The following is a 24,685-nucleotide window of genomic DNA, read 5'->3' as shown; positions in this document are numbered from 1 at the left end:
GAAGGCGCAAGTCGTGTTGCACGGTTAAATCACTAACGTGATTAGAACCCCAAACCTTTTGCTATTCGATTCCAGCTGTTAATTTGCAATATAACCGTTGTTAAAGCCATAAAGCGCTGCTCGCCAAAGGCTCCTAGAGTGTCTTTGTATTCATCAGCCATATTTTTGCTTTCGTGCAAAAGGGTGAGGGATTTAGTCCATAAAAGCGCCTGTTTCTCTTGCTCAGTAAAAAGTAGGCAGCTTTCCCACGTGGGTAGCGCATCTATTCGTTGTTGAGTATCACCGTCTTTCAGCGCTTCCTGAATGTGCATGTTTTGGCAGAACTCACAGTTATTTATCTGTGATGCGAGTAATCTTACTAGGTGTATGAGCTTTGACGGGAGTGCGTCGCTGGTGTGTCCGCTCACCAAGCTTGTTAGGCTGGTTGGAATATTGGGGTAATGCTGGTACAAATAATTAGGTGTAAGTGTGTTAGTCATTGGGCTCTCCTTATTTCAGCTAAGAAAAGCGTAAATCAACACCCGCTAGCTTAATTGGAAATTTGCGACAATTTTCGTTTGCGGTACTGCTGTGGCGTTTCTAGCGTACTAGCGCTAAATGCATTGGTAAAATGTGATTGGTCGTAATAGCCGCATTGTTAAGCAATATCGCTTAGGCTATTGCTGCTTACAATAAGTAGCTTTCTTGCTGTGCTAATTTGAGAAAACTGCAAGAGCTGATGTGGCGTTACATCAAAGTATTTACGAATGTATCGTTCTAATGTCCGTCTACTCATGGTAGCGTCGTCAGCCATTTGTTGTGGCGATAATAAGCGCTGGTTTACTCGTTGTATAAGGGGTAACCACGATAAGCTGGTGTTGTCTGTTTGAGCGAATGTATTGACTAACCAGTACTGAATTTCACGTAGTTGTCTGTCGACGTTGTTTTCCAATTGTGTGCTTTCTGAAAACGGAATGTCAGCTATCATATCGCATAAATGGTTAAACGAGTCGTAGTGTAAAAAGTGCTGTTGTCGAAGGCTGAAAGGTACACATTCCTCACACTCTATAGTCTCTCCAAACAGCGCTTTTGCGGCACCGGGCTTTAACACAACACTGATATAGTTAGCATCTAACCGCCAGTGTTTACTTACAACGCGGCGATGTTGCAACATGCTGGCTGTGCAACCATTGTCACTAATGCGAAAGGTTAAACTGCAACCCGCATCAGGGTACAGTTTTTCGGTAAACTCGGTCAGGTTCGGCTTTTCATTTGTCATATACCAAATAGCCTGAACGTAAGGCTGCAATTCAGCTGTCACGGTGATAAAGCGAATATCAACATGGTCAAAGCTGGCCGCCGGAATGATGTTGCTGCGCTTAGCGAGTATGTCATTTTTATTGTCGACCCTTTGAGTATTCACAGCCAAACGTTCACATCTACTCATTGGCGCCACTTTCTCTTTCACAATGCGTATTTGTTTCCAAGTAGCGCTTCATTTCCACATAATAAGGCATGGCTTGCTCGGCAACCTGGTTTAATGCGTCGTTTAGTGTAGGTAAGGGTTTTTGCGGCGAAGCGGTAAGCCCCGTGCTTTTCCAAACCGACTCATACCAGTGCGGAGCCCATGCGCCATCGGCTACATTACCTCCAGCAGGCCACGACAACATACTAGGTTGAAAGTCGATACCTATTGCGCTGCATAGTTTGCGTAGCGCCTCTTCTGGGTTTTCAAGCAGTCGGTCGCTATCAACAACAATAGGCGTTTGCCCCAAGTTATCTCGCACATAACGCAATAGCCGTAGTTGTTGAATAAAACCTATATCCTCAAGAGTAGGGTTTTCTCGTTTGGCTTGATAACTCGCTACCACGCGCGCGGGGTGACGTATCAGAAATACGTTGGTCAGTTCACCCAGCCAATCAAGTTCAATGGTTTCAAGCATGTGATGAGTCATGTGCTTCTGATAAAAATGCGGCTTATTGTTAGGAGTGTCGCCCAAACACTGTTTGATAACATCCTTTGCATTGCAGGGCTGAGAATCTAATATGGCTTGCTGCATAGGATGAACAAGTCCGGTCTCAGTCAAATAGGTTGCATAAAAAGGCTCATCGATAACCGCACAATCGCTACGCGCGGAAAATGCGTACATCATCGCGGTAGACAAATTTCTGGGCCCAGACCACATTGCAATGCGCATTACAAATTCCTTGTTTGAACAGTTTGGTTAACGAGTTCGAAATACCACTGCCTTATTCGTGTGGTCATGGGGCCAGGGTGAGACGTGCCAATTTGTCGTCCGTCGATATGCGATACAGGTGTTTGCGCCCCAAAAGTTCCGGTCAAAAAGGCTTCATCGGCGCCATAGGTTTCTACTAGCGAATAATTTTTTTCTCGCACCGTTATGCCATTTGCTCTGCAAACCTCAATCACTTTTTGCCGTGTGATGCCATTCATGCAGTAATCGCCGGTCGACGTCCACACTTCATCATTTCGCACAATAAAGAAATTGCAGGCGTTAGTGGTATTTACAAACCCATTAATATCTAACATAAGCGCTTCGTCGGCACCGCACTTTTCTGCTGCGATACAGGCCAAAATACAATTTAACTTACTGTGGCTATTAAGTTTGGGATCTTGGGTCATTGGTAGCCCTCTTAGATGGGGCACGGTTGCAAGCTTTATTGGTCTTGAGATTGCGGCCTTTGAATGTTCGCAGATAATAACCAGTGTCGGGCCTTGTTGCGAAAGCGCAGGGTGTTGAAATGGCTTACTTTTCACGCCGCGCGTGAACATTAAACGTGCATGCACATTGTCATGCATGTCATTCGCTATACGAGTTTGCTCTAAGGCTGCTATCACGTCTTGTTTAGACATACCCAAGTCTAAATCAATGGCTAACGAGGCTTCAAATAACCGGTTAATGTGCTCATCTAAAAATGCCCATTTGCCATCGTATAAGCGCAGGCCTTCCCAAATGCCATCGCCTAACATAAAGCCGCTATCATATACCGATACCTTGGCGCTGTCGCGATGCACAATATCGCCGTTAACGTATATGAGGATATCGCTGTTTCGTGGGTCTTCAAGCGCAGTATGCGTACTTACGTCTTCCATAACCATCTCTTATTAATTGTTATTGTGTTAACACACCATGTGAACAGCTTGCTGTTGATAAAGTAAGCTGTCTGCATTGTTATGGCATTCGCTTGGGGATGTCAACTTACGCAGTAGTTTGGAATAAGCACCGATATACACGTACCTTTATTGACCTCTGATGACAAAGAAACATCACCTCTGAGTTTTTGTGTAACAAGGTTGTACAAAATATTAAGGCCTAGACCTGTTCCACCTTGCTCGCGTGCGGTTGTGAAGAAGGGTTCAAACACCTTTCGCTGCAAGTCTTTGGGGATCCCTCTACCGTTGTCTTTTACATTTAGCTGAATACCAGTTTCAACTCGCTTGCATTCAACGTTTACAGTGTTCTGTTTGTTATCTACACCATCACCGAATGCATGGCGCTGCGAATTAGAAATGAGGTTAGTTAATAGTTGTGCGATTATGCCGGGGCAGGTTTCAATACGTAAATGCGGCGTAATGTCCAATGTCAGTTCGATGTTTTCTTTGCGTAGCATAGGCTTAAGAGGGTTACAGATTCTAGGGATGTATTCATCCAGATCAAACTCTTCAACTTCCATCGTGGTTTGATCGGCCGATGTTCGCTTAAAATCTTGAATTAACTGTGCCGCGCGCGAGAGGCTTGATTCAGCTAGATGAAGTCCTTCAGCGCAAACATGGGTGAAGTCCTTGAAGCCTTGCTCGGTTAAACTTTGACTTTCGAAGTCTCGGTTTATCGCTTTCAGCTCTTCCTGACAATTACTTACCGAAGTCAAGGCGATGCCAAGAGGCGTATTCACTTCATGAGCAATACCTGCAACCAAGTTACCCAACGCCGCCATTTTCTCTGACTCGACGAGCTTTTCTTGGGCGGTTTTGAGTGTGCTAAGCGTTATTTCTAGCTCTTGAGTACGTTCTTGTACGTTTTGCTCTAATGTTTGATTTGCCTTTAGCAACTGAGCTTCATAATCGGCGCGCTCTTTCGCACTAACAGCCCGCCCGTATAAGTCGGCTAATGATGCAGCAAATACTATTTCATCACCAAGCCACTGCCTAGGGGCGCCTTGATGTTCACAGCAAATAATGCCAATCATTTTTCCTCTGTGGCGAATGGGAACATCTAGCATTGAGCTTATGCTTAATGGACGTAAATAAACATCGGTAAATTCGAATGTTGCGGGGTGAGTATGCGCATCATCCGCTGCAATACTGCGTTCTGTATCAAGGGCCTCAAAATAATGAGGAAAGTCTTTTCTACTAAGTTTCAGGCTTTCATCATCTAAATCATTACCTTTATCTATCAATAGCTTGCAGATAATAAGTGACTGGGTCTCATCATAAAGCCAAATACCAGCACGTGTAATCGCCAACCCTTCACATACTGAGTTAATGATAAGGCGCGATGCAATTGATAATTCGCCTTTATCAATATCGGCGCTTTGACTAACCCGCAGTAATATCAACTCTAGTGCATCTTTCATTCTTCACAGTCCGGAGCTTGATTGCGTAGTTCTAAAATACGGTCAAAGTTTTCTAGCATGATATGGGTGATAACGGGGTCAAATTGCTTTCCTGCATTCTCGCGCATGTAAGATTTGACCTCGTCAACCGTCCAAGGGGTCTTGTAACAACGTTTAGATAGCAATGCATCCACAACATCCACAATGGCCATGATCCTACCTTCAATAGGAATGTCATCACCTGCAAGGCCTTCAGGGTATCCTGAGCCATCCCATTTTTCATGGTGGGTTTTGGCAATAACGGAGCCCATTTTGGCAACAATACGGTCAGTCCCTGAAAGTAAGTCATAGCCCTTTTGGGCGTGCGTTTTCATGACTTCCCACTCATCCTCTGTAAGTTTACCTGGTTTGTGCAATATGGTTTCAGGAATACTAATTTTACCTACGTCGTGTAGTGCGGCTGCGTAGCGAATGGTTTCAATGAACTCTTGGCTCATAAAGAGCTTTTCTGACAAGAACTCAGTCATTAAAATGACGCGTTTTACGTGGCCACCCGTTTCTTTACTTCTCATTTCAATGGCGTCGCTAAGCACCATGATGAGCTCTTTTTGAGTCTGTTGAATGTCCTCTTTTTGCGTCAAGTTTTCAAAAATAACCGACACGTTTGACGCAAACATTTCCAATGTTTTGCGTTGTAAATCATCCAGCGGGCCGTCTAACTCAATGTACAAAATATTGTGACTTACTTTGCCTGTAGGGTAGTAACCAATGAAGCGATTTTCTGATTGATAATGAGCTTTGCTTTTAAGTACTTTTTTTACTTCATCTTCAATGGGTTTGGGTATCTCTGCTGAAATCCCCGGCGTGCAAAGCCCTACTAGGTCGCCGCTTGCTCCTAGTACGGTCATTTTGGTGTCACCGTAAAGGTCAGTATGTTGTGTGGAAAGATAAAGCACTGAGCTATTTAAATTCAGCAGTGTGAGTATTTGTTTAAGCACAGCTGAACCAAACTGCGCTAGAGACTGGCTTTCAAGCACAGAGGACGATGACTTCAATACGTCCTCCATTCCCTGTTTACTTTTCTCTATCGTTTTTATGTCTCGGTATGAGCGTATAGCGGTATAAACGCACGATTTGAGCTTCATGGAAGATAGCTCAGTTTTCGCTTTGTAATCGTTAATATCGTATTGCCTAATAACCTCTTCTTCGGGGGCTTGACCAGGCTGACCTGTACGAAGAATAAGTCGTGTACTGTGGTTGTTTAGCTCATTTCTAATTTGGTCTATGAGCTTTAGCCCCGCATCATCAGTTTCCATGACCACATCAACAAAAGCGAGGGCGATGTCAGTGTGTTCCTTAAAAAGCGCTAATCCTTCCTTTGCGCTATATGCTGAAACGAAGGTAACACCACGTCTTTCAAAATTAAATTTTCTTAGCGTGAGTATGGTGACATCGTGTACACCGCTTTCATCATCAATTATGGCAATCTTCCACGGCGCTAGATTTGACTGTGTTGTACTGCCATCTGACTTCTTAAAAAGTGACATAGAAAACAAATGCTAAATAAACAGGTTAATTAAAACGTATGCCACAAAACGAAAAGGCGCAAATTCAGGAGTCGAGATTTTTTGTTACCTAATGAAAAAGCCTTATTACCCACGCAATGGGCAATAAGGCTTCAATTGATGCCATTAGTCTGGATTAGTTATCTTCTATTGGCGTATTTTCCGTAATTGGAACTGTGTTTACATCTGTATCAAGAGACTCTACTGCGTTTCTCACACCTGCAGCATATTCCGAGGAAACTTTTTCCAAAACAGCGTACCATCTCTCTTTAACGCTATCTGAACATGGCCCCATAGCGGCTGCGTAGTTTTTATATAATCGTTGCTTTTGCTCGTCAGAAAAAAGATTAAATAACTTTCTTGGCTGAACATAATCAACGTCAGCGTCTTCTTGATTGTATCGGTCGGCATCGCCATCAATGCTTAGCGGAGGCTCTTTTACAGAAAAGTCGGCAACAGGCCCATTGTGCTGATTGGGCTCATAATAGGCATCAGGGTTTCCAAAATCATTGGTAAAGAAGCGCATTGCACCGTCTTTGTGGTAATGATTTACATCGCTTTTCTTTGGAGCATTAGCAGGCAGGGCTTCATAGTGAGTACCTAATCGATAGCGATGGGCATCTGCGTATGAAAATATACGCGCTTGCAACATCTTGTCAGGACTAAATCCAATACCCGGAACCACATTAGACGGGCTGAAAGCTGCGTTCTCTACCATTTGAAAGTAGTTGTCTGGATTGCAATTCATCTCTAGTTCGCCCACTTCTATTAGTGGGTAATCGTCATGAGGCCACACTTTAGTTAAATCAAAAGGGTTGTATTCTTGCTTTCCTGCTTCTTCTTCAGGCATAGCTTGAATATACATGGTCCACTTTGGGAAATTGCCTTCATCAATAGCACTGTAAAGCTCTTCTTGGTACTTCTCTCTGGTGCTACCGATGATTTTCTCAGACGTTTCGTTGGTGTAATTTTTGATACCTTGCTGCGTTTTAAAGTGAAATTTAACCCAATGACGCTTTCCGTCCTTATTCCACATACTAAACGTATGGCTGCCGTATCCATTCATGTGCATTGGCGAGACAGGAATGCCTCGGTCTGACATTAAGATAGTTACTTGATGTACACTCTCAGGTTGTGCGGCCCAAAAATCGAACATGGCTTCCGGTGAGCGTAGGTTAGTTTTTGGATGACGTTTTTGGGTACGGATAAAATCGGGGAACTTGTAGCCATCGCGAATGAAGAATATAGGCGTATTGTTACCAACCATATCCCAATTGCCTTGCTCTGTGTAGAACTTCAAACTAAACCCACGAACATCGCGTTCTGTATCCGCGGCTCCTGATTCACCCGCAACGGTTGACCAACGGCTGAGTACTTCTGTTTGCTTGCCCACTTCACTGAAAAGGTCTGCACACGTATATTGAGTAATGTCGTGTGTTACTGTAAATGTGCCTTGTGCACCCCAGCCTTTAGCATGTACAACGCGTTCTGGAATGCGTTCTCGGTTTTGGTGTGCGAGTTTCTCGATAAGTTGATAGTCTTGTAGCAGGGCTGGTCCTCGTTCACCCGCCGTTTTTGTGGTTTCGTTACTGACCAGTGGGGCACCTGCTGAGGTGGTTAGTTGTGGTTTCTTCGCCATTGTAAACTCCATTCGCGCGCTCTGAATTCAAGCCAAATTCCATTAACTACATGTGTGTTTGACTCATGTGTAGCCATTGCTACGGCAGCGGCAAGTAAAGGGTTTAGTTCGCGCTATACATATCTATAAAAACAAACAATCCTAATAGTACACGATGCACATTGCATCAAAGAAGGGGGCTGTTTACTCTACGTTAACAATTGAAGTTAAAAGACATTAGGAAAGGATATGAATTTTGCTGAGTTTGCCGCTTCGCGTAAAAGTGTTCGTGGATTTACCGACCAACCCGTTACAAAAGATACGGTAGAAGCCATCATCAATGCCGCAAAATGGGCACCGTCTTCATACAATACACAAACTTGGAAAATTCACGTTGTAACCGGAGATGTACTAGACAACATCAGAAAAGGGAACACTGAAAACACCCTAGCCGGTAAGCCACATGTTCGAGACTTCCCATATAAAGAAGATTATCAAGGTATACATCGTCAGCGCCAAATAGATGTGGCAATTCAGCTTTTTGACGTAATGGGAATAGGGCGAGAAGACAAAGAAAAACGCATGGATTGGATGATGCGAGGCTTTCGGCAATTCGATGCTCCGGTGTCACTTGTACTTACATACGATAAATCACTGGAACCTGCAGGCATCACACAGTTTGGGTTGGGCTCGCTTGCCTATGGCATAGTATTGGCTGCATGGGATTTAGGATTAGGTTGCGTAATTAATGGGCAAGGAATCATGCAGTCTGAGGTAGTACATAAATACGCAAATATTCCCGATGATGAAGCTATTATGATTTGTATTGCACTAGGTTATCCCGATCCTGAATTTCCCGCTAACGACGTTCGTTCAACACGCGCTGACAATAGTGAATTTGTTACTTATCACGGCTTTTAGCAGGCTGGTGGGTTAACGCGCTCTTTAATGAAGTTATTCACTATTAGCGATAAGTAGTGCTGCCATTTCGTCGCCAGGTATTGGTTTACTCCAGTAATAGCCTTGACCAATATGGCAGCCTAATTCAATCAGCTTGCTCAAAGCAGCCTCATTTTCGATACCTTCGGCCACGGTAACCATACCTAAGCTTTCGGCCATGTTAATAATGGCCGATACAAGGGGTTCCTCACTTTCATTTACGCCTAAAGTACTAACAAAGATACGGTCTATCTTCAGTTTTTTAGCGCTAAATGTACGCAGATAATTTAGGTTTGAATAACCAGTACCGAAATCATCAATGGCGAACTGTACTCCTAGCTGTTTGATCGCTTGTAATTGCTGTGCAACGTTATTTGTCGACTCTGCTAAGATGCTTTCGGTTAACTCTAACTCAAGGCATTCAGCCGCCAAGCCACTATTTTCTAGCGCCTGAGAGACCACTTCGGGCAAGCTCCCGTCTTTAAACTGTGCAAAAGATAAATTCACCGCAATACTTAAATCTGTATTGCCTAACCGATGTTGTTCTGCACAAAAATGACAAGCTTGGCGTAATACCCATTCTCCTAGCGGTGCGATAAGACCGCTGCTTTCCGCTATTGGAATAAACTTATTGGGAAAAATCATGCTGCCATCTGCTTGGGGCCAGCGCACAAGCGCTTCCATAGCGCAGATTTTTCCCGTGGTTAAATTCACGAGTGGTTGATAATAAACGTCCAACTTATTGTTATTGATGGCTGGTCGAAGCTGTTGAATAAGCTTGAATTTCTCATCGCTCTCTTCATCAAGTTTGGCATCGTAGTATTCAAAGCGATTACGCCCATTGCGTTTTGCCTCATACATTGCAATGTCAGCTTTTCGGCAAAGCTGCTTAAACTTAACACCATCAAAGGGAGCTTGGGCGATACCGATAGAACAAGACACGACTATTTTGGTCTGTAAAACTTCAAATTCTGAAGAGCACCATGTAATAAGGTTGTCACAAAGTTTATCTAACTGCTTTTTATCGTGTATTTCAGACGCCAATACAATGAACTCATCACCACCAAAGCGAATTAGATTCTCCTTAGCAGTTAGGTTGTCGGTAATAGTTTGCGAAATTTTCTGAAGAAAGCGATCGCCAGCTGCGTGGCCTAAAGCGTCGTTTACAGGTTTGAAGTTGTCCAAATCAATAAACAACAAAGCCAATTGAAGTCCTTTTTCTTCACACTCTTCGAGCTTTTGAACGAATAGTCTTTCTCCCAGTATTCGATTGGGCAAATTAGTAAGTGGGTCGTGATGAGCAAGGTGCTGGATGTGAATGCGGTTCTGTTCTACTTTGGCGTTTTCTTGCTGCAACGACTGCATCAAGCGGCGAATATCCTGCACCAGCACATACACACCAAATCCGGTAACGCAGAAAATCACCATAATAAAAACAAGATGAGTCCAGCTTAGATAGGGGCTTTTAGGTGCTATAGTGCCGCTCATGATTAACCACGTCATGAGTGCACATAGGGCTAATATTAAAGAGAGTACGCCTATAAATAGGCCACGTCCGCCAAGAAGAGCTGCGAAAATAATAATGCCGGGGTAGCCCAACATTGCCATGTCGAAGACACCCGCACCAGTAGCTGCTAGAGCGAACAACATGGAAGATAGTGAGCCCAGTAGTACGTAACTACTCAAGGCCATTACTTTCTTATGGGCCAGAAAAGCTGCAATGAGAATACAAAAAAGACTGATCGCGAAGATATCAAACGTTATGCCACGAGAAACAAACAAACACGCAATTAGACCTAAGCTCGTTACATTGCTTATTTGAAATATCCTCTTTCTACGCAATTCACTAAGCTCATCGCGTTTTGAAGAGGGAAGCACAGATTCACTATCCAGCATACGTTACTCTTACCGCAGTGTTTAGAAAACCATACCGCCACTTTGGAAAAAAGCAAGTTATCGCATTGAACTAAAAAAAACGACTTCATAGTGAAGTCGTTTTTCTAAAGTGTAACACCATCAGTAACTGTCGTTCATCGGATGCGTAAAACAACAGCGCTAATGTGCACATGTCACCGATTACTATTGCCCAAAATGGAAAAGTAATCGGCATTTAGCAACGGGGCTTATGCCGCGAGAGTCAGAATTTGGCGAGCTTTAGCGAGGTCAATATCGCCATGTTCGCCCAATGCAGTTAACCCATTGCGTTCCAAGTTGCCAATTAGGCCATCAATTTCAGACTTCTCGATACCGTGATCTGAAAGTCTTGTCTTCACTTGCATTGTTTCAAAGAAGTCTTGAACCGCTTTTATGGTCAAGTCGATTGCTTTTTCTTTGTCGCTCTCTGTGATACCAAAAACGCGCTCGCCAAGCTGAAGAATTTTCTCTTGCTTTTTGTCGCGTTGAACAAACATTAACGACGGCAATACGATAGCGAGTGTGACGGCATGATCGAGCCCATGCAAAGCAGTTAGCTCGTGCCCAATCATGTGTGTAGCCCAATCTTGCGGTACACCTTTACCAATTAGACCATTCAGTGCCATTGTCGCTGACCACATAACATTGGCGCGAACATCATAATCTTGTGGTGTCGCTAGCGCTTTTGGCCCTTCTTGAACTAGCGTTTGCAAAATACCTTCTGCAAAGCGGTCTTGCAGCGGCGCATTAACTGAATACGTTAGGTATTGTTCAATTACATGTACAAACGCATCTACTACACCATTTGATACTTGTCTTGGCGGTAGCGAGAACGTGAACTCTGGGTCCAGAACGGCAAAAACAGGCTGCACAGTTTCAGACGAGAATGCACGCTTCTGCTGCGTTTCTTTGCGATTTACTACTGAGTTACCATTGCTCTCCGAACCTGTTGCAGGAAGCGTTAGAACGGCACCAATAGGTAGCGGATTGCTAAATGCTGCTCCCTTGATAAGAATATCCCAAGGATCGCCCTCAAAATTAACCGCAGCAGCCACAAATTTGGCACCGTCAATTACGCTACCGCCGCCCACAGCAAGGATGAAGTTAACCTTATTGTTACGCGCTACTTCTACTGCTTTCATCAGCGTATCGAATTCAGGGTTTGGCTCCACACCTGAAAACTCGATCACATCTGCACCTTCTAGTGACGTTATGACTTTTTCGTAAATACCATTTTTCTTAATAGAGCCACCGCCATATAGAAACAGCACTTTCGCATCTTGGGGTAAGCGAGATGAGACTTCGCTTAGTTGGCCTTTACCAAATAAAATTTCGGTTTGGTTTTTAAACGTAAAATTAAGCATAGTTATTTCGCCTGTCCTTATTGAGTTATAGCGTTAAGTTGTTGAATCAATTTTTCTGCCAACAAGTCGTCTGAAAAAGGGTTCTGGCCCGTGATGAGCTCGCGATCCACTACTACATTGGGGGCCCACATCGCTTTGTACTGCATGTTGCCTCCGGCGCTAGCCATCGCATCTGCCGGAAAGTAGAGCAGTGTCGCATCATCAAGCGTACTCTCAAAATACTCTTCTTCTGGTGTTGAGAAGATGGTCATTCTATATCCATCATAAATCCATTCTTGTGATGTGGCTTTGTCACCGTTTTTCAATGCTAACTCAAAAGATTGTGGGTTGAGTTGAGCAGAAAGTAAGGCGATTGGGCCATGACATATCGCTGCCGTTGGTTTTACCGTCGCATCAAATTGTGCAAGCATCGTAAGGGATTTGGTTTGAAGGCAGAAGTCAGATAAGTTTGCATTAGTCATCAAAAATCTGATGGGTTGAAGAAATGTCCTACCTAACACAACTTAAAACATTCGTTGAGGTATATCGCAGCGGCAACATAACCCGCGCAGCCTCTCGACTTCATATGTCACAACCCGCGGTAACGTCGCATATCCAAGCGATGGAAGCTATTGTGGGTAAAGAACTCTTTGTAAGAAAGGCAAGAGGCGTTGAGCCCACACCGATTGCAGATGACCTAGCGTTGCAGGTAGCGGGTCACATTGATGTTTTAGAGCAAAAAGTCGCTTCAATTCGAAGTCGGGCGTCAACAGACCATGGCACTTTACATCTAGCGGGTCCTGCCGAATATTTGAGTGTTGTTGCTGGTCCTGCGTTGGCTAATTTACTGCAAGCAGATAAAGTGAATTTAGTTATGCATATAGGTAACAAGACAAGCACCTATAGTTTGCTAGAGGATGACGTTGTTGAACTTGCTATCACCGCATCAGAGCCTAGCGATGCACAATATGAATATTTAAAGTTAGATCGCGAGCGTCTTGTTTTAGTGATGAATAGAGTGCAGGGAAAACTTTTAGGCGAACGGGAAATTACTGCGCATTTGCTTAATCAATATAAGGTTGTTACATATGATGAGCAGCTGCCACTTATAAGGCGTTACTTCTCAGAAGTTTTCAATGCACCGTGCGAATCGCCAGTAGCTGCCGTGTGTCCAGATATTCGAGCCATTAGCACCATAATCAAAGCGGGAATAGGGTACTCGGTCTTGCCTGATTATTTATGTAAAGAGAGTATTGCAAAAGGCGAGCTAATTCCCTTAGGGCCACTAGGGCCTGAAAATGATATTTATTTAGTATGGAAAAAAGGCGCGCTGCGCAACCCTCGAGTGGACTTTGCCAAAGACGTAATCATGGCCTTTGCCAATCTCAATTATTTATCAGCACTGCCCGATTAATGCTTAAATAGAAAAGGAGGGCATAGGCCCTCCTTTCTATCCGGTAATTAATATGGCTAATTTGATTGCTTATCCATAGTTTTTAAAAGCTACCGACAACTTTTACTGAATCATTCACCAAACTTTCGTCTACAAACCCAATGGTATTGGGATTAGTGCCTACAAGTTTCACCATCTCCTCTTGAGAAGCTACCATTTCCGGTGGTGTACCACGTCCAGTAAAAACAAGTTTCGACCAAAACGCAGAGTATTGGCTTTCAGATTTACCTAAAACAGAATTATTAAAGGCTTCTCGCGTTCCATCTCCTTGTTCGTAAGTAAGAGGAAGTGCTTTACTGCCATCGGGAAACGCTTTTAACTTGCCAAGATATATACGCTGAATAGTATCCATATCAGTGGCAGACGCATTGTTAGCGTTGACGATAACAACATTGGCTGCGCTCACCGGCATTGCAAGTACAAGGCATAAAAGTGCTAGTTTTTTCATAATCATCACGCCTTAAAATACGAGGTCTAAAGAAATCGCCACAGCGGTAGCGTCAGTATCACCGTCTTGGTCTTCATCAATATAAACCGCTGCATCACCATCATCATTGAAATCAGTAATTTCAAATTTTAATGCTGTACGCGGATTTATATTGTATCGCACGCCTATGCCAATTGAATTATAGTCGTCATCTAGCGACCCTGTAGCACCATCTTCAAAGCCTGCTGATATACCGCCTGGCGCAATGAATCTGAATTCACCTTCGAAGTTCGAATAGAATACATAGGGTGTCCAATCACCAAATGTTTTGGCTAACGATGTAAACCACGATGTATAAATATTGTCGTACTCGTTCCATTCAGCAATAAAGAACCAATTGTCATAATCGATAGATGTAGACACATCGATAAATTGTGTGTCTACCCACTCGTTACCAAACAATGGTGTGGAAGGGTAATCGCCCTCTGCGTAAAACGTGAAGTTTTCTTTACCTTCCAGATATGAAAGGCGAAGGTTAAACCAATCAATTTGGGTGTCTACAACAATACCCTTCATGTCTTCGTAATCTTTGGTAGTTCGGATACCGCGCACGCCGCGAAAACCACCGTTCTCGTTATACAATTGCTCAGTTTTATATTGCTCAATGGTGGTAATTAGATCGTTTGGATCTGTGTCTTGTTGACCGCCATAAAGCAAGAAGTTAGTAGTACCTGCATCCCAATCGAGCATATAGCGTAAGCTAATGCCGTGATAATTAGTAACTGCAAGTGAATAAGCATCAGATGGGACACGCAACCACGGGTAAGCAATACCCACGTCCATATAATCTGAAAAGTGATAAACGGGCAGGCGCATGCGGCCAGCGTTAAGCTCTAAACTTGGGGTGATTTCATACGATGCGTAAAGCCACTCTAAAGTCGGTTCAAAATCGTTGATGCCTCTAAATATGGCTTGTGCCGTCAATGAGAGCTTGTCGCTAGCCTGATAACGCCCTTGTAAGCCTAGTCGCGACTCGGTCTGAAACTCTAAACCCGTGTCGTATTGACCCGCTGCCTCGGGAAGTCGCGCCCAGTAACCGTCTCCATCAATAACAGTGCCGCCAACCAGAGAAGCGAAACCTGAGATACGAAAATCATCATTTGCATGTACAAATGTAGGCAGACCGGTTAGCACAGCAGCCGCCGTACAATATGTTGCCAGTTTTTTCATGTGTGTTTCCTTAGACATTAATTACAATGAATGAGCTTTGTTGTAATAGTACTTTTGGTTAAGCTATTGCCCTTTAAAAGAAGTCGATGCATTAAAAATTGTCAAGATTTCAGGCATGTGACACTGATTAAATTTAATTTTTTTGAAAATTTTGTAAATCTCAGCAAGGAGTACTATGGCGAAGCCAAATGCCAAAGGGCCTGTCAAAACGGTACAGATTTTTTGTGCTAGATGTCGATGCCAACTTTACAAATACCGCAAAGGAGGCAAAGGGGCGCTGGTCAAATGCTTCAAGTCCCGAATTGTCGAAGATTACACTGATGAAGAAGGCATCTGCCCTTCATGCAATAGTCAGTTTGCGCGAAGCGCAATGATAAGGGGCGAACCTTCTTTAAAAATTGTGGGTGGAAAAGTGCATATGAAATAAGTACTAAAAGTTGCGCTTGTGTTTTTTTGACCTAAATTTATTGCTAAGGGATCCTCCACCTAATCACATGGCTGTGCTGGCGATATTACACTTGTTGAGTTAGTGAGTAGAGTACATGTCAATCCAGCGTAAATTTCTAATATCAGTGACCGCAGTTATTACGTTTTTTGCTGTAATAATCGCTGTCATTACTGTCTTTACAACCTCTTCATCTGTAAATGAAAAAATACAAACGCAGAAAAAAGAAACTGCTGACCGCCTTTCAAATATTCTCACTGTGACTGACGCCATTATGCTTGAAAGAGTAAAAAGTAGTATGGCTTTGCTAAAGCAACGAGGGGCAGAACTGGGCGCACCAAGTCAGGCTTCAAGCGTCATGGTCAAATCAACGCCAGCTACTCAGTTACTATTGGGAAATACACCGCAGGCTAATAATTTTACACTAGTAGATGGACTCACACAGGTAATGGGGGGCACCGCCACCTTATTTAGCAAGACAGGTGATGACTACATTCGCGTGAGTACCAACGTGATTAAAAATGGCGAAAGGGCCATAGGCACTAAATTAGCCCCCTCAGGTAAAGCCATTAAACAAATTCAAAATAAAAATGCCTATTACGGCGCCGTAGACATTCTGGGAAGCCCATACTTGACAGGGTACGAGCCCATGTTTGATTCATCTGGAAACGTTATTGGAATTTGGTATGTAGGGTATTCTGCAGACCTAAAGGTTCTTGAAGAAGCCATATTGCAAAGCCATTTACTAGAAGATGGTTTTGTCGCTCTTAGAGACGCGAAAGGGAATATTCGAATGCACTCTTCTCATGTGAGCGACGCCATTGTGCAAGAGGCGCTTGCCAATGACAAAGACTGGTTAGTGACCGTAACGCCATTCGCGCCATGGGGTTATGACATTATTTTAGCTGCATCTTCCTCTGAAAAGTCGGCGCTGATTGGTCAAGCGGTGTTCGCAGTATTTATAAAAATTGTGCTGGCAAGTGCAGGAATACTTTTAACTATTTGGTTGCTTGTTAAGCATATTGTTGGCAAACCATTAGATGAGTTTATAGGTGTTGTTAGTAACTTATCCTCAGGCGAAGGAGATTTAACGTTTCGGTTTGAAGCAGCAAGAAGTGACGAGTTCGGAACAATGGCGAAAGCATTCAATCGCCTTTTAGGACAGTTACAAGAAACATTGCAGTGCGTAGATGAAGCCACAGACAGAATGTTGGCCAAGTCTGAAACATTAAACACAACAGCAGGTAAATCTAAGGCGACCGTTGCTGAACTGGCGAAAGAAACTCAAAACATCGACGATGCAATTGTGCTGCTTCAACAAAACGCAGACACAGTGTCGGGCACTATTCAAAGTTCGAGTGAGGCGGCTAAGGTGGCAGACTCTGACACGCGAAACAGTGTGAATGTGTTAGCGCAAACTATTCACGATATTGAACTACAGGCCAACGATGTTGATACGTCTGTGAAAGTTATTTCAGAACTTGCGCAAGCCAGTGAAGAGATTAGCGGCGTAATGGAAGTTATTAGAACCATAGCTGAGCAAACGAATTTACTAGCACTTAACGCAGCCATCGAAGCTGCGCGCGCTGGCGAGCAGGGCAGAGGGTTTGCAGTGGTTGCCGATGAAGTCCGGTCGTTAGCCAGCCGGACACAATCGTCGACTGAAGAAATTAGAAATATGATTGAGCGTCTACAACACGGTAGCCGTGTAGCGTCTGAAAAAATGCAGCAAAATAAAGACACTGCCTTCAAGACGGTCGACATTACTCAGAAAGCGGGTGATTCACTTCATCAGGCTTTAAATGCTGTAGCGCGCATCACTACACTTAATCAAGATGCAGCCACTATGGCGGAAGGGCAAAAAGGCGTTGCCGATGGCGTTAAAAAAGGGCTGGCGACCATCCACGAAGTAGGCAAGGCCAATACAGATTACGCCAATAATGTCGCAATAAGTTGTGGAGCATTAGTAGAAGAGATTAAGCAAATGCAGATGCAACTTCGCCGATATCACTTCTGATTTTGTGTTTTTTATACGCGATAGGCTGATTTTGAAATGATTAGTAACAATTTGTGTGGGCGACAATTGCCCGCTTCATTGCCATAGCACGCAGACCTATTTATCCTTATCCGTGGATAAAAATAGGGATTATTTCCCACTCTACGGATAAAAAACACCATGAAACGACTTACTGCGCTCTATGGAGCGGTGGTGACGCTGTTTACCTTTGCGTCGCTGCTTGGCACATCTGCATACGCAGCAGATGTTGACTATCGATTACCTAAATCTGTTACACCGACTTTCCAAAAAATTCACCTTAACATCGATCCAGATAACCCTGCCTATTCAGGAACCACTGAAATAAACGTCACAGTAAACACAGAAACAAATAAAGTTGGGTTTTATCAGCAAGATTTGACCGTGACTTCAGCCGTGTTGATTGCTGGTGGTAATGAAATTGCTCTGGATGTAACCGTTGGTGAATATGATATCAATTGGGGCATGGCAAAAGAGGCTATTGAGCCGGGCAAGTACACGTTGCGGATCGCGTTTGAGGGCAAAGTGAATACCTCATCAGACGGCATGTATCTGTCACGCTTTGAAGACAGAAATTATATTTTTACGCAGTTTGAAGACATGCATGCTCGTAAGGCTTTTCCTAGCTTCGACGAACCCATTTTTAAAATCTCGTATCAGATGTCTATTAGCGCACCTGAGCATCAAGTTATTGTAGGTAACACGCCTGTTGAGAAGCAATCTGTAGAGGCGGGCGTAAAGACTGTTTTATTCGAAAAAACAAAACCTATGCCGACCTACTTGATCGCATACACAGTAGGACCATTTGATAGTGCAGAAATGACAGGCCTTCCTGTTCCTGGTCGCATCTATGTGCCAAAAGGGTACGCGGATAAAACCAAATTTGTTATCAAGCATACGCCAGAGATTTTGGCATCGCTTGAAAACTTCTTCGACATTAAATATCCATACAAAAAAATGGACTTTGTTGCTGTGCCAAACTTTACTCACGGCGCTATGGAAAATGTGGGGTTAATTACTTATCGCGACAGTTTGTTGTTACTTGAAGACAACCCTAGTGTGACAGAGCGTTCACGCCCATTAAATGTTATTGCGCACGAGCTTGCTCACCAATGGTTCGGAAACCTAGTTACTATGGCGTGGTGGGACGATTTATGGCTAAACGAAGCTTTTGCTTCTTGGGCAGCAAGTCATACTATGAAAGAGCTGTATCCTGAACTTAATTATGCAGATCGCATTGTGCAAGAAGGTGCGTTTGGCGCAGATGCAAGTCCTACAGTGAAGCCCGTTAAGAAAGTAGTAAAGAGCCAGCCTGACGTGATGGATGGTCTTGGACTTAATTACTCTAAAGGCGAGTCAATTTTGCAAATGATTGAGTCTTTAATTGGTACGGAAAAGTTCCGTGAAGGCGTGCGCAATTACATGAATAAGCACGCATGGGGAAATACTGTGGCTGACGATTTATGGGCTGCACTTGACGGCGTATCAGACTTCAACCTTAGTGCTATGATGAAAGCCTATTTAGAGCAGCCGGGCTATCCTCTAATTCACATTGGCAAAGATGGCAAAGTAACTCAGACTCGATTCCATTTGGCAGGTGCGGAAGTAGAGCAGCAAACGTGGGCAATACCACTTAAACTGACCTATCAAGTTAACGGGAAAATCAAAGATGACGTTGTCTTTATTGACAAGAAAACCACTTCACTACCGCAACTAGCAGAAGCACAGTGGGTATTCCCCAATGATAACGCAACAGGTTACTTCCGTTGGTCAATTGAGTCTGGGCAACTCAATGCATTGTTAAATAATATTGATGCGTTGAACAAACGTGAAAAGAAAAACTTACTATACAACTACCAAGCACTGCTTAATGCAAATGAGGTTGGCGTTGATAGCGTAATGAAAGTGTTGAATGCCTTGGCGAAAGATAATGACGCTGAAGTGATTCGCGCTGCTGTGGGTGTATTAGCTGAATTTGATTATTTGGTCAATGAGGGCAATAAAGCGCAATTTGCGGCATTGCTAAATCAAGATTATCTACCACTACTTAACAAGTTATCGCTTGAGCAAAGTGAGAGCGACTCGACCGACGTGATCCGCTTGCGTAACCAGTTGTACACGTTGTTAGGCATGCACGCTAATAACAGCACGCTTGTTGAGCAAAGTGAAGCCATTGCGAAGCGTTACATTAAAGATACTACTAGTGTGCCATCAGGCATAGCGGGGACCGCAATTGCAATAGCAACTAAAAATAGCCAAGGCGCAAACAATGCAAAATGGTTTGAAAGCTTAGAAAAAGCATTCAATGAAGCTCAGTTGCCAAACGTGAAAAATACGCTTATTTATTCAATGCATTTTAGCGATAAAGAGACGGTGTTTAAGATGCTTGATTTGGCGCTGACCGACAGCATTACGCCGGCTAACACGCTATATATGGTAGTGCGAGTAGCACGTAATTTAGACGACCATACAATGTTGTATGAGTGGCTGTCGAAAAACAAAACGGCTTTGATTGCAAAAATGCCTGATTATCATGTATCGCGCATGCCTGAGTTTGTCTCAGTAACCTGCTCAGCGGATAACCTCAAGTTAGCGACTAACTTCTACGCCCCTATAGCAGATGACCATCAGGGTATGCCTCGCGGCGTAGAAATAATGAAAGATGAGTCTATGCAATGTATGCGGTTGAAGGAGGCGTTTCAAGCTGACTTTGATGCGTTTTTAGCAAGCTATGCGCAATAACGCGCAATAAGGTACCGATTAGGTAAATAAAAAGAGCACCATTTGGTGCTCTTTTTTTGTGCAGAAGTAAATCGCTTAGCACCATCTTAGGTCGCTAAACACCTTCTATTTTTCTTCAAAACACAAGCAACCGCGCTATGTGACAACTCAACTTTCCCTGACCCGAAGTACAGTGGAGTTAATTAATAAATAAACTTATTTTAAAGCTGTAAGTTGCTGATTAATAAGAAATGTGACGTTTATATTATTATTTTCGTTAAGTGCTTGCTGTGTATGCGTATGTATAAGATTTTATACCTTCCTATAAATCGGAAGATTAAAATAATGACTATCCAGAATAACACACACAACCTCTCACTGAGAAAGACGGCAAAAGTCGTCAATGCGCTTCTCACCGGCGCTTTATCACTCAGTGTTCTCTCTTTTAACGCCGCGGCTACCACGCTATGGGAAGAAAACTTTGAAGCCGCTGAACTTCAGGGTAAAGGAGCAACAGGCCCAATTCCTGTGGGCCAAAATGTTGTAGTTGACGGTGTTGAACGTTGGTCAATTGACGTTAGCGGCGCACAAATTACCGCTACAAGCGATTGGTTCAAAGTAAACAACAATGCTATGCAGGCACGTGATGTTGACGGTGATGTTGTATGGCAAACCGAGACAATCGATATTAGTGGTCAGGGCGACATTACATTAGAAGTAGCGCTTTCTCAAAGTGGTACTTTTGAAAATGCTGATTACATCGACGTGTCGTACGCGATAGACGGTGGCGCTTTTGAATTAGTAACCTTAAACGAAGGCGACAGCAGAACAGTATTCGATGATTTTGGTAGTGCATTAGTAACTGCCAACATAGGTTCTGGCGCTTCACTCGTAATCAAAGTCGCTATGGCAAACAATGCTGGTAGCGAATATTCAAACCTAGACAGCGTTAAAGTAACAGCGTCAGGTTCAACTGGGGGCGATACTGGTGGTGATACGCCTGATGAGGGTGATAGCCCATCAAATGAGCTTCTTTTCTTGTCTGGCACGTGCTTCAATTGCCCCGATTTACAAGCAATTAATTTAGCCAGCGATTATGTTGAGTCAGACTATTATGCAGCGCTAGAAACTGCAATTGCTAATAATGAGAATGCGGTCACTCTTAAAGCAGCGGCTCACGATATTATTGAAAACGGTCATCGCACTCTTAGCTATTCTGAAGTGTGGACAGCACTTACTTATACCGATGAAGACCCTGCAAATACCGATAATGTTGTGTTGTTCTATAAGGGTGTTTCTCAAGCTAAGTCAACAAATGGAAGCGGTACACAAAGCTCAAATCCAGATAATTGGAACCGTGAACACGTGTGGGCGAAAAGCCATGGTTTCTCTAGCTCGAGCCTAACGGCGTACACAGATATTCTACATTTGCGTCCTACTGACATTTCGGTCAATAGTTCTCGTGGTAATCTCGATTTTGATTTTAGTGATAGTCCGTTAAGCGAAGCGCCAGCTAACCGCGTTGACAATGATTCTTTTGAACCTCGTGATGCGGTGAAAGGGGATGTTGCCCGTTCAATGCTTTATATGGATGTGCGCTATGACGGAAATACGGCTGGCGATACTGAGGAAGACCTCGTACTTCTAAACCGTTTGACTACGACGGAAGAAGCCGCTTTCGGTAAATTGTGCGTGTTACTGCAATGGCATGAAAGTGATCCGGTAGATGACTTTGAGCGACGTCGTAACGAGCGCGTTTTCGAATTCCAAGGAAACCGCAACCCATTTATTGACAAACCTGAGCTTGCATCGCTTATATATAATGAGAGCTGTGATGGCAGCGGTACTGATACAGGTGGCGACACTGGCGGCGACACAGGTGGCGATACTGGCGGTGACACAGGTGGCGATACTGGCGGTGACACAGGTGGCGATACTGGCGGCGACACAGGTGGCGATACTGGTGGAAATACACCGCCTTCATCTCACAGTGTTTACATTTCTGAGTACATCGAGGGAAGTAGTTTCAACAAAGCGATTGAACTGTTCAATAGCAGTGCTGAAGCTGTCGACCTTTCTGGTTACTCGTTAGTACTGTTTTCAAACGGCGCCTCAGGTGAAAATGACGGCAAAGTACTTGCCTTAGAAGGCTCAATTCCGTCAGGTGGCGTGGCGACATTTGCTAACAGCCAGGCTGATGCATCACTTACTTCTGGCTCGACCATTAGTGATTTTGTTATCAATTTTAACGGCGATGACTACATAGAGTTGACGTACAACGGCGACGTTGTGGACTCTCTAGGGACGTTTGGCGTTAGAACTAATTGGGGTAAAGACGTAACGTTAGTGCGTAAAAGCACTGTAACCGGCGGTAACACGTCGCGTAGTGGAAGCTTCGATGCAAGTGTTGAGTGGGACAGCTTCGCGCAAAATACATTTAGTAATTTTGGTGCCCATAACGGTAATGTTAGCGGTCCAACAGACCCAACAGACCCAACAGACCCAACAGACCCAACAGACCCAACGGACCCAACAGATCCTACTGACCCAGTACCTGAAGTAGTGCTTATCAGCGCTATCCAGGGAGCGTCTGCAGCGTCTGAGCTAGTTGGAAGCGACGTAGTTGTAGAGGCAGTAGTTACTAAAGTTGTACCAGGTATGGATGGCTTCTTTGTACAAGAAGAAGCCAGTGACTCTGATGACAATACCGCTACTTCAGAAGGTGTTTTCGTTTACGTCGGCGCATACAACGAGATGCCACAAGCTGGCGATGCAGTTCGCTTAAATGCGACAGTTGGCGAGCGCTATGGTGTTACTCAATTAACGCTTACTGCAAATGCCGAGGTACTGGGCGCTGGTGAAAGCGTGCTGTATTCAACGTTGTCATTGCCACTGAACGCAGAAGTAGATCTGGAAGCCTTTGAAGGTATGCAAGTTAGCTTCGAGCAAACTCTAAAGGTTTCAGATATATACAACTTAGGCCGTTACGGTCAATTCACTGTTTCATCGCAGCGTTTAATGATCCCAACAAACCAATATGAAGCAAATTCTGAAGCGGCGCTGGCATTGGCTGCGCAAAACGCAGTAGATTCACTTTTGGTTGACGATGGATACAGCTCGCAAAACCGCGATGGTCTTGAATTCCCGGTGGGGGGTCTTTCTCATACTAATTCGCTACGTTTAGGTGATAGCGTTGAAAGCTTAGAAGGCGTACTACACTACGCGTTCGGTGCTTATAATCTTATCCCTGTAGGTGATTTGCAGACCACCCGCACTAATCCAAGAACACGCGCGCCAATTTTACGTGCACAAGGCGACGTAAAAGTAGCAAGCTTTAACGTGCTTAACTACTTCAATGGCCCAGAGTTCCCAACGTCTCGCGGTGCTGACAGTGAGCTAGAGTTCAACCGTCAAAACGCGAAAACGGTTGCCGCTATTGTTGCTATGAACGCTGATGTTTTAGGTCTTGTTGAGATTGAAAACGACGGGTATGGCAATGACTCAGCGATAGCGACACTTGTCGATAGCGTAAATGCCGAGTTGGGTAGTGATGAATATGCTTATGTGGCACTTGATTCGCTATTAGGTGGTGATGCTATTGCGGTAGGCATGCTATACAAGCAAGCGGTCGTTACGCCTGTCGGTAATCCAATTACCTCAAATGCTGCGCCATTTGATTACGGCAACAGACAACCACTTATTCAAAACTTCAGCGTAAACAGTAACGGCGAAAGCTTTGCTTTTGCTATCAACCACTTTAAGTCGAAAGGAAGCTGTGGCAGCGCTACAGGTGACAACGCCGATTTAGGTGATGGTCAAGGTTGCTGGAATGCACTTCGTACCGAAGCAGCACAAGGTTTATTGGCACTTATTGAAGCAAACAGCGATGTGCTTTCAGACCGCGTACTGATTATGGGCGATTTAAATGCTTACGCGAAAGAGTCTCCAATTTTGGCATTGGAAGCAGCAGGTTATACCAACGTTGTTAATCAGTTTGTAGGCGCTAATGCTTACTCGTATAGCTTTGGCGGTGAAATGGGTTACCTAGACCATGCACTAACAAGCGGCACGCTAACTGAGTATGTCGTTGACACATCAGTGTGGCATATCAATGCTGATGAGCCTCGCGTATTTGACTACAACGTTGAATTTAAATCGGAAACGCAACTTGCTAGCTACTACGGCGCGGACGCTTATCGCTCTTCTGATCACGACCCTGTAGTGGTAGTGATGAACTTCCCTGAAGAGGTAGTAGTGGGTGATTTAGATGGTGATAACGACGTTGATTACAACGACATTATGGCGTTTTACCAAGCCTTCTTATCTGGTCAAGCGACTGATGCGAGCTACGATTTTAACGGCGACGGTATGGTTAACTTCTTTGATATTCAAGCGCTGATGGGCATGTGCTCGCGCGCTGGTTGTGCAATTTAATTTTTGG

General features: G+C 44.0%; 18 protein-coding genes. 6 read left to right on the top strand and 12 right to left on the bottom strand.

Features of this window, described 5'->3' with window-relative positions:
- Window positions 1-41: 41 nt before the first annotated feature.
- The 7 genes from OZ660_RS12145 to OZ660_RS12115 form a co-directional block, all read right to left on the bottom strand.
- On the bottom strand, window positions 42-479 hold the full coding sequence (locus OZ660_RS12145; RefSeq protein ID WP_274741080.1) for a carboxymuconolactone decarboxylase family protein: 438 nt from the start codon (window positions 477-479) through the stop codon (window positions 42-44).
- A 158-nt stretch (window positions 480-637) separates the two neighbouring features.
- Complete coding sequence (locus tag OZ660_RS12140; RefSeq protein WP_274741079.1) at window positions 638-1,426, bottom strand: DUF6597 domain-containing transcriptional factor; 789 nt, start codon at window positions 1,424-1,426, stop codon at window positions 638-640.
- The gene (locus OZ660_RS12135) at window positions 1,419-2,177 is read right to left on the bottom strand and encodes a sulfotransferase-like domain-containing protein (protein ID WP_274741078.1); all 759 of its coding nucleotides are present in this window, start codon (window positions 2,175-2,177) and stop codon (window positions 1,419-1,421) included. The genes OZ660_RS12140 and OZ660_RS12135 overlap by 8 nt, the downstream gene beginning before the upstream one ends.
- Window positions 2,177-3,094 carry an aminotransferase class IV gene (locus OZ660_RS12130; protein WP_274741077.1) on the bottom strand — a complete coding sequence of 306 codons (918 nt, stop codon included), beginning with the start codon at window positions 3,092-3,094 and terminating at the stop codon, window positions 2,177-2,179. The genes OZ660_RS12135 and OZ660_RS12130 overlap by 1 nt, the downstream gene beginning before the upstream one ends.
- A gap of 101 nt (window positions 3,095-3,195) precedes the next feature.
- Window positions 3,196-4,575, bottom strand: a complete 1,380-nt coding sequence (locus OZ660_RS12125) for a sensor histidine kinase (protein ID WP_274741076.1) — start codon at window positions 4,573-4,575, stop codon at window positions 3,196-3,198.
- Entirely contained in the window at window positions 4,572-6,101 is a 1,530-nt protein-coding gene (locus OZ660_RS12120) for a DUF3369 domain-containing protein (RefSeq protein ID WP_274741075.1), read from the bottom strand. Before OZ660_RS12120 ends, OZ660_RS12125 begins: the two co-directional genes overlap by 4 nt.
- Before the next feature lie 154 nt (window positions 6,102-6,255).
- Window positions 6,256-7,758 carry a catalase gene (locus OZ660_RS12115; protein WP_274741074.1) on the bottom strand — a complete coding sequence of 501 codons (1,503 nt, stop codon included), beginning with the start codon at window positions 7,756-7,758 and terminating at the stop codon, window positions 6,256-6,258.
- Between the two features lie 228 nt (window positions 7,759-7,986).
- Here OZ660_RS12115 and OZ660_RS12110 point away from each other — a divergent pair, with 228 nt between their 5' ends.
- Window positions 7,987-8,658 carry a nitroreductase gene (locus tag OZ660_RS12110; RefSeq protein ID WP_159626098.1) on the top strand — a complete coding sequence of 224 codons (672 nt, stop codon included), beginning with the start codon at window positions 7,987-7,989 and terminating at the stop codon, window positions 8,656-8,658.
- 33 nt (window positions 8,659-8,691) lie between these two features.
- On the opposite strand, the gene OZ660_RS12105 is transcribed toward OZ660_RS12110, so the two are convergent.
- From OZ660_RS12105 to OZ660_RS12095, 3 genes are all read right to left on the bottom strand, one after another.
- A complete protein-coding gene (locus OZ660_RS12105; RefSeq protein WP_274741073.1) occupies window positions 8,692-10,572 on the bottom strand; it encodes a putative bifunctional diguanylate cyclase/phosphodiesterase in 1,881 nt (626 codons plus the stop codon).
- Window positions 10,573-10,799: 227 nt separating this feature from the next.
- Complete coding sequence (locus tag OZ660_RS12100; RefSeq protein ID WP_274741072.1) at window positions 10,800-11,954, bottom strand: iron-containing alcohol dehydrogenase; 1,155 nt, start codon at window positions 11,952-11,954, stop codon at window positions 10,800-10,802.
- Window positions 11,955-11,971: 17 nt separating this feature from the next.
- Complete coding sequence (locus tag OZ660_RS12095; protein WP_274741071.1) at window positions 11,972-12,415, bottom strand: hypothetical protein; 444 nt, start codon at window positions 12,413-12,415, stop codon at window positions 11,972-11,974.
- Between the two features lie 23 nt (window positions 12,416-12,438).
- Between OZ660_RS12095 and OZ660_RS12090 the strand changes: the two genes are divergently transcribed.
- A complete protein-coding gene (locus OZ660_RS12090; protein ID WP_202261812.1) occupies window positions 12,439-13,347 on the top strand; it encodes a LysR family transcriptional regulator in 909 nt (302 codons plus the stop codon).
- Between the two features lie 82 nt (window positions 13,348-13,429).
- On the opposite strand, the gene OZ660_RS12085 is transcribed toward OZ660_RS12090, so the two are convergent.
- Both OZ660_RS12085 and OZ660_RS12080 read right to left on the bottom strand, forming a co-directional pair.
- Complete coding sequence (locus tag OZ660_RS12085) at window positions 13,430-13,834, bottom strand: phosphate ABC transporter substrate-binding protein (RefSeq protein WP_202261811.1); 405 nt, start codon at window positions 13,832-13,834, stop codon at window positions 13,430-13,432.
- A gap of 12 nt (window positions 13,835-13,846) precedes the next feature.
- Window positions 13,847-15,043 carry a porin gene (locus tag OZ660_RS12080; protein WP_202261810.1) on the bottom strand — a complete coding sequence of 399 codons (1,197 nt, stop codon included), beginning with the start codon at window positions 15,041-15,043 and terminating at the stop codon, window positions 13,847-13,849.
- Between the two features lie 175 nt (window positions 15,044-15,218).
- Between OZ660_RS12080 and OZ660_RS12075 the strand changes: the two genes are divergently transcribed.
- From OZ660_RS12075 to OZ660_RS12060, 4 genes are all read left to right on the top strand, one after another.
- Window positions 15,219-15,470, top strand: coding sequence for a hypothetical protein (locus OZ660_RS12075; RefSeq protein WP_202261809.1), 252 nt, complete (start codon window positions 15,219-15,221; stop codon window positions 15,468-15,470).
- Window positions 15,471-15,585: 115 nt separating this feature from the next.
- The gene (locus tag OZ660_RS12070; protein WP_202261808.1) at window positions 15,586-17,505 is read left to right on the top strand and encodes a methyl-accepting chemotaxis protein; all 1,920 of its coding nucleotides are present in this window, start codon (window positions 15,586-15,588) and stop codon (window positions 17,503-17,505) included.
- Window positions 17,506-17,664: 159 nt separating this feature from the next.
- Window positions 17,665-20,265 carry a M1 family metallopeptidase gene (locus tag OZ660_RS12065; RefSeq protein ID WP_274741070.1) on the top strand — a complete coding sequence of 867 codons (2,601 nt, stop codon included), beginning with the start codon at window positions 17,665-17,667 and terminating at the stop codon, window positions 20,263-20,265.
- 324 nt (window positions 20,266-20,589) lie between these two features.
- Window positions 20,590-24,678 (top strand): ExeM/NucH family extracellular endonuclease, encoded by a 4,089-nt coding sequence (locus tag OZ660_RS12060; protein WP_274741069.1) that lies wholly within the window; start codon window positions 20,590-20,592, stop codon window positions 24,676-24,678.
- Window positions 24,679-24,685: the final 7 nt, after the last annotated feature.

This window comes from Alteromonas sp. 009811495 (assembly GCF_028865455.1).
Classification (GTDB): Bacteria; Pseudomonadota; Gammaproteobacteria; order Enterobacterales; family Alteromonadaceae; genus Alteromonas.
The sequence above is the reverse complement of the archived record's forward strand: the minus strand, read 5'-3'. Positions and strand labels throughout refer to the sequence as shown.